General features: G+C 61.6%; 9 protein-coding genes. 8 read left to right on the forward strand and 1 reads right to left on the reverse strand.

What is annotated here, in order from left to right; translation table 11 throughout:
• The first annotated feature begins 44 nt into the window (after positions 1–44).
• The gene (locus BM70_RS0103240; protein WP_025854673.1) at positions 45–1124 is read left to right on the forward strand and encodes a polyamine ABC transporter substrate-binding protein; all 1080 of its coding nucleotides are present in this window, start codon (positions 45–47) and stop codon (positions 1122–1124) included.
• 248 nt (positions 1125–1372) lie between these two features.
• Here BM70_RS0103240 and BM70_RS0103245 read toward each other — a convergent pair whose 3' ends face one another.
• Positions 1373–2158 (reverse strand): helix-turn-helix transcriptional regulator, encoded by a 786-nt coding sequence (locus BM70_RS0103245; RefSeq protein WP_025854674.1) that lies wholly within the window; start codon positions 2156–2158, stop codon positions 1373–1375.
• Between the two features lie 199 nt (positions 2159–2357).
• On the opposite strand from BM70_RS0103245, the gene BM70_RS0103250 reads away from it, so the two are divergent.
• The 7 genes from BM70_RS0103250 (at position 2358) to BM70_RS0103280 (ending at position 11617) form a co-directional block, all read left to right on the forward strand.
• Positions 2358–3722, forward strand: a complete 1365-nt coding sequence (locus BM70_RS0103250; protein ID WP_025854675.1) for an APC family permease — start codon at positions 2358–2360, stop codon at positions 3720–3722.
• A 9-nt stretch (positions 3723–3731) separates the two neighbouring features.
• On the forward strand, positions 3732–4838 hold the full coding sequence (locus BM70_RS0103255) for a P1 family peptidase (RefSeq protein ID WP_025854676.1): 1107 nt from the start codon (positions 3732–3734) through the stop codon (positions 4836–4838).
• Between the two features lie 362 nt (positions 4839–5200).
• A complete protein-coding gene (locus BM70_RS0103260; protein WP_025854677.1) occupies positions 5201–6649 on the forward strand; it encodes a serralysin family metalloprotease in 1449 nt (482 codons plus the stop codon).
• A 49-nt stretch (positions 6650–6698) separates the two neighbouring features.
• The gene (locus BM70_RS0103265) at positions 6699–7067 is read left to right on the forward strand and encodes a protease inhibitor Inh/omp19 family protein (RefSeq protein ID WP_025854678.1); all 369 of its coding nucleotides are present in this window, start codon (positions 6699–6701) and stop codon (positions 7065–7067) included.
• A 103-nt stretch (positions 7068–7170) separates the two neighbouring features.
• Positions 7171–8898 (forward strand): type I secretion system permease/ATPase, encoded by a 1728-nt coding sequence (locus BM70_RS0103270; RefSeq protein WP_025854679.1) that lies wholly within the window; start codon positions 7171–7173, stop codon positions 8896–8898.
• Between the two features lie 95 nt (positions 8899–8993).
• The gene (locus BM70_RS0103275; RefSeq protein WP_025854680.1) at positions 8994–10286 is read left to right on the forward strand and encodes an HlyD family type I secretion periplasmic adaptor subunit; all 1293 of its coding nucleotides are present in this window, start codon (positions 8994–8996) and stop codon (positions 10284–10286) included.
• Between the two features lie 2 nt (positions 10287–10288).
• Positions 10289–11617 carry a TolC family outer membrane protein gene (locus BM70_RS0103280; protein WP_025854681.1) on the forward strand — a complete coding sequence of 443 codons (1329 nt, stop codon included), beginning with the start codon at positions 10289–10291 and terminating at the stop codon, positions 11615–11617.
• Positions 11618–11641 lie beyond the last annotated feature (24 nt).

The raw sequence follows: 11641 nt of genomic DNA on the forward strand, positions 1-11641 counted from the left end.
CGCCTGCCATAAAAACAGCCCTAAAACCGCCAGGAAATCGAACCATGAAAGCCATTGCCCTGTTGCCCTTGATGTTGGTGGCCTCTATCAGCCAGGCCGCCGAGACGGTGAAAATTTACAACTGGTCGGACTACATTGCGCCGGACACCACCAAGAACTTCCAGAAAGAAACCGGCATCGGTTTCACCTACGACGTGTACGACAGCAATGAAACCCTCGACGGCAAGTTGATGACCGGTAAATCCGGCTACGACGTGGTGTTCCCGTCCAACCATTTCATGGCCCGGCAGATCCAGGGCGGCGCGCTGAAGAAGCTCGACAAGAGCCAGTTGCCCAACTGGAAGAACCTCAACCCGGTGCTGCTCAAGGCCCTGGAAAACAACGACCCGGGCAATGCCCATGGCTTCCCGTACCTGTGGGGCAGCACCGGCATCGGCTACAACATCGACAAGGTCAAGGCGGTGCTGGGCGACAACGCGCCGGTCGATTCCTGGGACCTGATCTTCAAGCCGGAGAACATGGCCAAGCTGCAGAAATGTGGGGTGGCGATTCTGGATAACGGCCCGGAGCTGTTGCCGGCCGCGCTCAACTACCTGGGCTTGCCGCACCACAGCAAGAAGCCCGAGGACTACAAAAAGGCTGAAGACCTGCTGATGAAAGTGCGACCGTATGTGGCGTACTTCCACTCCTCGAAATACACCGCAGACCTGGCCAACGGCGACATCTGCGTGGCGGTCGGTTTCTCTGGCGACATCCTGCAGGCTGAAAGCCGCGCCAAGGAAGCCAAGAACGGCGTGAACATCGGCTACAACATTCCCAAGGAAGGCGCCGCGATCTGGTTCGACATGGTCGCCATGCCCGCCGATGCGCCCAACGAGAAAGCCGGCTACGCGTTCATGAACTACCTGTTGCGCCCGGAAGTGATGGCCAGCATCACCAACTACGTGCATTACGCCAACGGCAACCAAGCTGCCGACAGCCTGGTGGACCCGGCGATCAAGGTCGACACCAAGGTCTACCCGAGCCCCGAGATGATGGGCAAGCTGTTCGCGCTGGAAGCGATGCCGCTGAACATCGACCGGGTGCGTACCCGTGTGTGGAACACCATTCGTACGGGGCGTTGAAGGCCAGATGTAAATGGCGCCCGCTGTTGTGGTGAGCGGGCTTGCCCCGCGCTGGGCTGCGCAGCAGCCCCAATCAGACCACCGCGGTTATCCAGATAAACCGCGGAGTTGGGTTTTAGGGCCGCTTCGCGCCCCAACGCGGGCAAGCCCGCTCACCACAACAAGCCCGTTTCCCACAACAAGCCCGCTCGCCACAGCAAGCCCGTTTTCCACAACTAGCCCGCTCGCCACAACAGCCCACACACGGCTCAGGGATTTTCCAGGTCATGCCCCAGCGACTGGATAAACAACGAAAACAGCTCCGGCTGTGACGAGATATCCAGCTTGGCGTACAAGTGCCGACGGTGCACCTTCACGGTGTCCGGCGAGATGTTCAGGCGTTCGGCCATGGCCTTGGACGAAAACCCGCGCAGCACCAGGCGGGCAATTTCCAGTTCGCGGTCCGACAGCACGCCACAGCCGAACTGGCTCAACGCATCCCTGATCTGGCTGTCCATCGCTGGCGCACGTTGGGTGCTTTGCTGCCAGTGTTGCTGCATCAGCGGCAATACCCAGGCGGCCACGGTGGTCATCAGCCCGGTCTCTTCAAAGTTGAAACGCCGCTGCATGCCCAATGACAACGACAAAGTCCCCGCGCCAGGCAATTGCAGAATGAATTGCACTTCGTCTTCCAGCACGTTGTCGTGGAAGTAATTGAGGAAGTACTCGCTCTGGCGAAAATGATCCGGGGCCACTTCCTCCAGGCGGTACACACCGCTGGCATACCCCTCGCGGCACGCCTGGAAAAACGGGTCGAGCAAATACAAGCCATTGAGGTAAACCAGCATCGACGCCGGTTTGCTGCTGGGCTGGGCGTCGTACTCCTCCAGCGCCTGGGGCGGGCCGTCCAGGGGGTAGAAGATCGCCAGGGCGTTATCGAAGGGCAGGCACTGGTGCAACAACAGCACCAGCTGTTTCCAGAAGCGTTCGGTACCGATTTGCGCGACGGTGCGGCCCAGGCCGGCGTGCATCCCGACCTCTCGAAACAGGCTCATGTGACAGGCTCCCGCCAGCAAAAGATCGACCAAGGGTTCGGCTTTTGCCGGATGGCGTCAAGGGGAGTACGCCAATAGGGGAATTGGCTGACATAAACCCAATGTTTATCTTCGCCATCATTCAGCGGGAAACATATCCCGTGCCTCTCAGACTTTTCGTTTCTGCCTCACACCAAGAACAACGACAGAGGATAACGATATGAGCACTTCCCCCACGCCCGACGGCGTGCTGAAACCCACCTTGAGTGTCTTCGATGTGGTGGCCATCACCGTGTCGGCGGTGACGCCGGCCAGTTCCGTGTTTGTGATCGCGCCCTTTGCCATCCAGCAGGCCGGCAGCGGCGTGTTCCTGGCGTTTGTGATGGCCGGCCTGCTCGCGCTGATGTTTGCCTTTTGCTACGCCGAACTCGGCCGTGCCCACAACAGCGCAGGCGGTGAGTACGTGTACGCCAAGCGCGTGTTCGGTGGCATGGCCGGCTATGCGACGTTCCTGACGGTGCTGGTGATGTTGCTGTTTATTCCACCGGTACTGGCTACCGGCGCGGCGACCTACCTGAACAATGCCCTCGGCACGAAGTTCGACTCCCAGACCGTCGCCCTGGTGATCGTGGTGTGCAGTTACGCCCTGGGCATCCTCAATATCAAACTCAATGCCTGGATCACCGGCACTTGTCTGCTGCTGGAAATCGCCGCGTTGCTGGTGATCGTGGTGATCGGCTTCGGCAACCCGGTGCAGCCGGCCAGCGTGCTGTTCCAGCCGCAGATCGTCGAAAACGGCGTGCTGCACCTGGCGCCGTGGGCCCTGGTGATCGGCGCGGTAGGCATCGGCCTGTTTTCCTATAACGGCTATGGCCCGGCGGTGTTGCTGGCCGAAGACATGAAGTGCGGCGGCAAAGGCGTGCACAAGGCGGTGCTGTGGTCCCTGGGCCTGGTGGTGATCATCGAACTGGTGCCGATCACCGCACTGTTGATCGGCGCGCCCTCCCTGAGCGCGATGATCAGCAGCCCGGACCCCATCGGCTACCTGTTGAGCAGCCATGGCAATGAAACCTTGTCGCGGCTGGTCAGCGCCGGGATCTTCCTGTCGGTGTTCAACGCGATTGTGGCGATTGTGATCCAGATCGGCCGCGTCGTGTTCAGCAGTGGGCGTGATGCGCTGTGGACGCCGAGCATCAACAAACTCTTCACCCGCATTCACCCACGCTGGGAGTCGCCCTGGTTGGCTACGCTGTTCCTGGCGGTGCCTTCGGCGCTGCTGAGTTTCAGTTCCAACCTGGCCGACCTGACGTCGTTCAGCGTGCTGCTGATCATACTGGTGTACCTGGTGGTGGCGTTGAGCGCATTGATGAGCCGGGTGCTGCTGCGCGACCGCGAGCATCCCTATCGCATGCCGTTGTGGCCGCTGCCGGCGCTGCTCGCGGTACTCGGCGCCGGTTACCTGTTGGTCACCCTGGTGGCGGCCGCCTCGGTGCGGGACATCATGATCATCATCGGCCTGCTGGCCCTGTCGGTAATCCTGTATTGCATCAGTGGCCGGTCGAGTCCGGTCTTTCAGAAATTGTAAGGAGTGGTTATGCGCGCACGTCAATTGGGCATCACGTTGGGGCTGGGCACGCCCGGAGAATGGAACGCCATCACCGACGTGCCCGGCGTTCGGGTCGGTCACAGCACGCTCAAGACGTGTATCGATGGCAAGCAGGTGCGTACCGGTGTCAGTGTGATCCAGCCGCGTGCGGGGGCGGCGCGGCTGCAACCGTGCTTCGCCGGTTACCACGTGCTCAATGGCAACGGTGACGCCACCGGCCTTGAGTGGATCAGCGAGGCGGGGTTGCTGACCACGCCGCTGGCCATCACCAACACCCACAGCATCGGCATTGTGCGCGACAGCCTGATTGCCCTGGAGCGCGAGCGCCTGGCGGATCCGGCGGTGTACTGGTGCATGCCGGTGGTGATGGAAACCTACGACGGCCTGCTTAACGATATCTGGGGCCAGCACGTCGGCCCGGCGCAGGTGCGCGAAGCCGTGGACAACGCCGAGGCCGGCCCGGTGCAGGAAGGTGCGGTAGGCGGCGGCACTGGCATGATCTGCCATGAGTTCAAGGGTGGCATTGGCAGCGCATCGCGGCGCTTGCCGGCGGAGCAGGGCGGCTGGACCGTCGGCGTGCTGGTGCAGGCCAACCACGGCAAGCGCCAGGAACTGCGGGTGGATGGCTACCCGGTGGGGCGCCACTTGCTGGAGATCCCGTCGCCCTTTGCCGAGCACGGCACACCGGGCATGGGCTCGATCGTGGTGATCCTGGCCACCGACGCGCCGCTGTTGCCGCACCAGTGCCAGCGCCTGGCGCAACGCGCATCGATCGGTATCGCCCGTACCGGCGGCGGAACCGAGGACTCCAGCGGCGATCTGTTCCTGGCCTTCGCCACCGGCAACCAGGATTTGCCACCGGCAGATTACGGGCGCAAGGGCCTGCCGTTCAGCAGCGCGTTGCAGATGGTCAACAACGACCATATCTCGCCGCTGTTCAGCGCCGCGGCGGAGGCGGTCGAAGAAGCAATCATCAACGCGATCCTGGCGGGGGAAGACATGCTCACTGACCGGGGCGTGCTCGTGCCAGGGCTGGACGCCGACACGCTGTTGTCGGCGCTGCGCAAGACCGGCTGGAGTGTCTCACGGTCATAAAAAGTGGCCGAAGTTATTGATACAAGTAATGGCTGTTTAATGTTGCCAATGACACCCTGCCAATATATTGGATCCATTAATTGCCCGCGTCAGGCAACTTGGAAAACGTTAGCGCTATTTAATATTTAAATAAGTGAGGGTTGTTTTTTGTCGGACAACAGCAACCCTGCCCAATGAACACGGACTTGCACTTACTCAAGTTGTTGGGTGGGCGTTTTTAGTGCTGGAAAAGATGTAGACGAAAGATTTCAAGTTGTGTCAGTTTTCTTACGCCTTCAAAAGAGGCGAGTGATAGGACGATCTCGCCCGCGGGGTTCCTATCGACCAAAGACTGATGCACTTGCAAACAAGGAAGTACGTTTATGTCAAAAGTAAAAGACAAGGCTATCGTGTCGGCGGCGCAAGCCAGCACCGCTTACGCGCAAATCGATAGCTTCAGCCATCTGTATGACCGTGGCGGCAACCTCACGGTCAACGGTAAACCCTCGTTTTCCGTGGACCAGGCGGCTGACCACCTGTTGCGTGAAAATGCGGCCTATCGCGACGTGGATGGCAACGGCAAGATCGATCTGACTTACACCTTTCTCACCTCGGCGTCCTCGGCAACCATGAACAAACATGGCATCACCGGGTTCAGCCAGTTCAACACCCAGCAGAAAGCACAGGCCGTATTGGCCATGCAATCCTGGGCGGATGTGGCCAATGTGACCTTCACCGAGAAAGCCTCGGGCGGTGACTTCCACATGACCTTCGGCAACTACAGCGGGGGCCAGGACGGCGCGGCCGCGTTTGCCTACCTGCCGGGCACCAACGACAAGTATCACCAAAGTGGCCTGGACGGCACCTCATGGTACTTGACCAACAGCAGCTACACGCCAAACAAGACGCCGGACCTCAACAACTACGGCCGGCAGACGCTGACCCACGAAATCGGGCATACCCTGGGCCTGGACCACCCTGGCGACTACAACGCCGGGACCGGCAACCCTTCCTACAACGACGCGGACTATGGACAGGACACGCGCGGCTACAGCGTCATGAGCTACTGGAGCGAGAGCAACACCAACCAGAACTTCAGCAAAGGCGGGGTCGAGGCCTATGCTTCTGGTCCGCTGATCGACGACATCGCGGCGATCCAGAAGCTCTACGGCGCCAACTACAACACCCGCGCCGGTGACACCACCTACGGGTTCAACTCCAACACCGGGCGTGATTTCCTCAGCGCCACCTCCAATGCCGACAAGCTGGTGTTTTCGGTGTGGGACGGCGGTGGCAACGACACCCTGGACTTCTCCGGCTTCACCCAGAACCAGAAGATCAACCTCAATGAAGCGTCGTTCTCCGACGTTGGCGGCCTGGTGGGCAACGTGTCCATCGCCAAGGGCGTGACCATCGAGAACGCCTTTGGCGGCGCGGGCAATGATCTGATCATTGGCAATAACGCAGCCAACGTCATCAAGGGCGGGGCCGGCAACGACCTGATCTACGGCGGCGGCGGGGCGGATCAACTGTGGGGCGGCGCGGGCAACGACACCTTTGTGTTCGGTGCCAGTTCCGACTCCAAGCCTGGGGCGGCGGACAAGATCTTTGACTTTGCCTCCGGTTCGGACAAGATCGACCTCAGCGGCATCACCAAGGGGGCTGGCCTGACTTTCGTCAATGCCTTCACCGGGCATGCCGGCGATGCTGTACTGACCTATGCCGCAGGTACCAACCTGGGCACTCTGGCAGTGGACTTCTCCGGTCACGGCGTGGCGGATTTCCTCGTCACCACCGTCGGCCAGGCAGCGGTCAGCGACATCGTGGCGTGATGCACGGGCGCGGCGCTTCGGCGCCGCGCTTCAGGGATGGAGCATGAAGATGCAGCGTTTTTTCAATGTAATCGCCTGCGTGTTGCAGGTGATGTTCGTGTCGGCAGGAGCCCACGCAATGGCGAGCAGTCTTGTATTACCCACCACCGCCCAGTTGGCCGGTCACTGGCAACTGCACCAGCAGGATCAGGTGTGCGCGCTGGACCTGTTGGAGCAGGCCAATGCCTTGGGTGGCGACGTGGCGTGTGTGGCGCACTGGTTGGGCGCCAAGCCCCTGAGTTGGACGCCGACGCCGGACGGTATCTGGCTGATGAATGCCGAAGGCAGCGGGATTACCCACCTCAATCGGCAGAAAGAAGGTGAATATAAAGGCCGTACCCCCACAGGCCTTGAAGTTGTATTGCAACGCATACCTTAGTTGTCGTTATAAGTTTATAACTTGATTTTATTAGTTGGCCGCTCCGTGGTTCGGGGTTGGGGCAACTCTTGCGCGCAATTTGGTTCATGGAAGATCAGACACTATGGCAAAGTCCCCGGTCGTTGCGCCGTTATTCAAGGCGCTGGGCGAATACAAGCGTATTTTGATCAGCATTGGCTGTTTCACCGCGTTGATTAATGTGTTGATGCTGGTGCCATCGATTTACATGCTGCAAGTGTATGACCGCGTGCTGTCCTCCCAGAATGAAACCACCCTGGTGATGTTGACGCTGATGGTCGTCGGCTTCTTTGCCTTTATCGGCCTGCTGGAGGTGATCCGCAGCTTTATCGTGATCCGCATCGGCAGCCAACTGGAGCGACGCTTCAACTTGCGCGTGTACAAGGCCGCGTTCGAGCGCAACCTGCAACGCGGACAGGGGCATGCCGGGCAGTCCCTGGGTGATTTGACCCATATTCGCCAGTTCATCACCGGGCCTGCGCTGTTCGCGTTTTTCGATGCGCCGTGGTTTCCCATCTATCTGTTGGTGATTTTTCTGTTCAACGTGTGGCTGGGCGTGTTGGCCACGGCCGGCGCGGTGCTGCTGATCGGCCTGGCCTGCCTGAATGAATACCTGACCAAAAAGCCGTTGGGCGAAGCCAGTGGGTACGCCCAGCAATCCACGCAACTGGCCACCAGCCACTTGCACAATGCCGAGACCATTCAGGCCATGGGCATGCTTGGCGCGCTGCGTGAGCGTTGGTTCGCGCTGCATTCGCAGTTTCTCGGCCTGCAGAACAAGGCCAGCGACACCGGCTCGGTGATTACCTCCCTGAGCAAATCCCTGCGCCTGTGCCTGCAATCGCTGGTGCTGGGCCTGGGCGCCTTGCTGGTGATCAAGGGCGATATGACCGCCGGGATGATGATCGCCGGTTCCATCCTGATGGGCCGGGTGCTCAGCCCTATCGACCAGTTGATCGCGGTGTGGAAGCAATGGAGTTCGGCCAAGCTGGCCTACCAGCGCCTGGACGACTTGCTGCGCGAGTTCCCCCCGGAGGTCGAGCGGATGAAACTGCCGGCGCCCAAGGGCCAGGTCAGTTTCGAACAGGTCAGTGCCGGCCCGCCCGGGCGGCGTGTGGCGACCCTGCAGCAGGTCAGTTTCAACCTGGGCGCCGGTGAAGTGCTTGGCGTTCTGGGGGCGTCGGGTTCGGGCAAATCGACTCTCGCCCGCGTGCTGGTGGGGGTGTGGCCGACGCTGGCCGGCACCGTACGCCTGGATGGCGCGGACATTCACCGCTGGGACCGCAACGACCTGGGCCCGCACATCGGTTACTTGCCCCAGGACATCGAACTGTTCAGCGGCAGCATCGCCGACAACATCGCACGCTTTCGCGAGGCCGACCCCGAGCAGGTGGTGCGTGCCGCGCAGCAGGCTGGCGTGCATGAACTGATCCTGCGCTTGCCCCAGGGCTACGACACGGTGCTGGGTGACAACGGTGGCGGCCTGTCTGGTGGCCAGAAACAACGGGTGGCGTTGGCGCGTGCCCTGTACGGCGGGCCGCGCCTGATCGTGCTGGATGAACCCAACTCCAACCTCGACACCGTTGGCGAAGCTGCGCTGGCCAGCGCCATCGTGCAGATGAAAGCCCAGGGCAGCAGCGTGGTGCTGGTGACCCATCGTTCTGCGGCGTTGGCCCAGGCCGACAAGTTGATGGTGCTCAACGAAGGGCGCCTGCAGGCGTTCGGGCCGAGCCAGGAGGTGCTGCGGGCGTTGTCCGGTCAGCGCGAGCAACCGTCGCAGGGTCGGAGCGAGCTTGCTCGCGAAGGTCGTTAACGATGACGCGCTCTGAATGTGTTTACGCGGTGTCTGGGCGTTTTTCGCGAGCACGCTCGCTCCTTGGTTTTGCGTCACGTAGTAAGGACTTCGGCATGATTGTTGAGCGACATGACGCACGGTTTTTCGCGCGTATGGGTTGGTTGCTGACCGTGGTCGGCGCCGGTGGGTTTTTCCTGTGGGCCAGCCTGGCGCCGCTGGACCAGGGTATTCCGGTACAGGGCACGGTGGTGGTGTCGGGCAAGCGCAAGGCGGTGCAGACCCTCAGTCCTGGCGTGGTCAGTCGGATCCTGGTGAAGGAGGGTGAGCTGGTGAAGCAAGGCCAGCCGCTGTTTCGTCTCGACCAGACCCAGCACCAGGCCGACGTGCAGTCCCTGCAAGCCCAGTACCGCATGGCCTGGGCCAGCGTGGCGCGCTGGCAGAGCGAGCGCGACAACCATGCCAGCGTGAGCTTTCCCGCTGAGCTGAGCGCCAATCCCGACCCGGCCCTGGCCTTGGTGCTGGAAGGCCAGCGCCAGTTGTTCAGCAGCCGTCGCGAAGCGTTTGCCCGCGAGCAGGCCGGTATCCGCGCCAACATCGACGGCGCCACCGCGCAGTTGGGGGGCATGCGCCGTGCCCGCAGCGACCTGACCGCCCAGGCCCAGTCCCTGCGCGACCAACTGAGCAACCTGCAGCCCTTGGCCGACAACGGCTACATCCCGCGCAACCGCCTGATGGAGTATCAGCGACAGTTGTCCCAGGTGCAGCAAGACCTGGCGCAGAACACCGGTGAAAGTGGCCGCGTGGAGCAGGGCATCCTCGAATCGCGCCTGAAACTGCAGCAGCACAGCGAGGAATACCAGAAGGAAGTGCGCAGTCAACTGGCCGACGCGCAACTGCGCAGCCTGACCCTGGAACAGCAGCTCACCTCGGCCGGGTTCGACCTGCAACACAGCGAAATCAACGCGCCAGCGGACGGCATCGCGGTCAATCTCAGCGTGCACACCGAGGGCGCCGTGGTGCGCGCCGGTGAGACCCTGCTGGAAATCGTGCCCCAGGGCACGCGCCTGGAAGTGGAAGGGCACTTGCCGGTGCACCTGGTGGACAAGGTCGGCACGCACCTGCCGGTCGATATCCTGTTCACCGCCTTCAACCAGAGCCGCACCCCGCGTGTGCCGGGGGAGGTCAGCCTGATTTCCGCCGACCAGATGCTCGATGAAAAAACCGGTGCACCGTATTACGTGCTGCGCACCACCGTCAGTGACGCGGCACTGGAAAAACTCCACGGCCTGGTGATCAAACCGGGCATGCCCGCCGAGATGTTCGTGCGCACCGGGGAGCGCTCGTTGCTCAACTATCTGTTCAAGCCGCTGCTCGACCGCGCCGGCTCCGCGTTGACCGAGGAATAGACATGAAGTACGTGTTTATCGCCTTGCTGTTGACCAGCACCACGGCCCAGGCCGCCATGGGCCCGTTCGATGTATACGAGCAGGCCTTGCGCAACGACCCGGTATTCCTCGGCGCCATCAAGGAGCGCGACGCCGGCCTGGAAAACCGCGCCATCGGCCGCGCCGGCCTGCTCCCCAAGCTGTCCTACAACTACAACAAGGGCCGCAACAACTCCCAGGCCACCTTGCCGGACGGGCGCGGTGGCAACTACCACGACGACCGCAACTACAACAGCTATGGCTCCACCTTCAGCCTGCAACAGCCACTGTTCGACTACGAGGCCTACGCCAACTACCGTAAAGGCGTGGCCCAGGCGCTGTTTGCCGATGAAAGCTTTCGCGACAAAAGCCAGGCGCTGCTGGTGCGGGTGTTGAGCTATTACACCCAGGCGTTGTTTGCCCAGGACCAGATCGACATCGCCCGCGCCAAGAAGAAGGCGTTCGAGCAGCAGTTCCAGCAAAACCGCCACCTGTTCCTGCAGGGCGAGGGCACTCGCACCGACATCCTGGAAGCCGAATCGCGCTACGAGCTGGCCACCGCCGAAGAAATCCAGGCCCTGGATGAGCAGGACGCGTCCTTGCGCGAACTCGGCGCATTGATTGGCGTGCAGAGCGTCAACATCGATGACCTGGCGCCGCTGAACCAGGGCTTTGCCGCGTTCACCCTGACCCCGGCCAACTACGACACCTGGCATGAACTGGCGATCAGCAACAACCCCACGCTGGCCTCCCAGCGCCAGGCCCTGGAAGTGGCGCGTTACGAAGTGGAGCGCAACCGTGCAGGACATTTGCCCAAGGTCACGGCGTACGCCAGCTCGCGCCAGCAGGAGTCCGACAGCGGCAACACCTACAACCAGCGCTATGACACCAACACCATCGGCGTCGAAGTCAGCCTGCCGCTGTATGCCGGTGGCGGTATCTCGGCGTCGACCCGCCAGGCCAGCCGCGCCATGGAGCAGGCCGAGTACGAACTTGAGGGCAAGACCCGCGAAACCCTGATCGAACTGCGTCGACAGTTCAGCGCCTGCCTGTCGGGGGTGAGCAAGTTGCGGGCGTATCAGAAGGCCCTGGTGTCGGCGGAGGCGCTGGTGGTGTCGACCAGGCAAAGCATACTGGGCGGGGAGCGGGTCAACCTCGATGCGTTGAACGCCGAGCAGCAGCTGTACAGCACCCGCCGTGATCTGGCGCAGGCGCGGTATGACTACCTGATGGCGTGGACCAAGTTGCATTACTACGCGGGCAACCTGCGGGATACGGACTTGGCCAAGGTGGATGAGGCTTTTGGGCGTTGATTTTGGGTTTTGACAACAATAAGA

The sequence above is a fragment of the Pseudomonas sp. CHM02 genome (genome assembly GCF_000612585.1).
Taxonomy (GTDB): Bacteria; Pseudomonadota; Gammaproteobacteria; order Pseudomonadales; family Pseudomonadaceae; genus Aquipseudomonas.

Bases quoted from the DNA above. Each gene is read 5' to 3' on its own strand.
- BM70_RS0103240 (WP_025854673.1), top strand. From the start codon at position 45: ATGAAAGCCATTGCCCTGTTGCCCTTGATGTTGGTGGCCTCTATCAGC.
- BM70_RS0103255 (WP_025854676.1), top strand. From the start codon at position 3,732: ATGCGCGCACGTCAATTGGGCATCACGTTGGGGCTGGGCACGCCCGGA.
- BM70_RS0103280 (WP_025854681.1), top strand. From the start codon at position 10,289: ATGAAGTACGTGTTTATCGCCTTGCTGTTGACCAGCACCACGGCCCAG.
- BM70_RS0103270 (WP_025854679.1), top strand. From the start codon at position 7,171: ATGGCAAAGTCCCCGGTCGTTGCGCCGTTATTCAAGGCGCTGGGCGAA.
- BM70_RS0103260 (WP_025854677.1), top strand. From the start codon at position 5,201: ATGTCAAAAGTAAAAGACAAGGCTATCGTGTCGGCGGCGCAAGCCAGC.
- BM70_RS0103245 (WP_025854674.1), bottom strand. From the start codon at position 2,158: ATGAGCCTGTTTCGAGAGGTCGGGATGCACGCCGGCCTGGGCCGCACC.
- BM70_RS0103265 (WP_025854678.1), top strand. From the start codon at position 6,699: ATGCAGCGTTTTTTCAATGTAATCGCCTGCGTGTTGCAGGTGATGTTC.
- BM70_RS0103275 (WP_025854680.1), top strand. From the start codon at position 8,994: ATGATTGTTGAGCGACATGACGCACGGTTTTTCGCGCGTATGGGTTGG.
- BM70_RS0103250 (WP_025854675.1), top strand. From the start codon at position 2,358: ATGAGCACTTCCCCCACGCCCGACGGCGTGCTGAAACCCACCTTGAGT.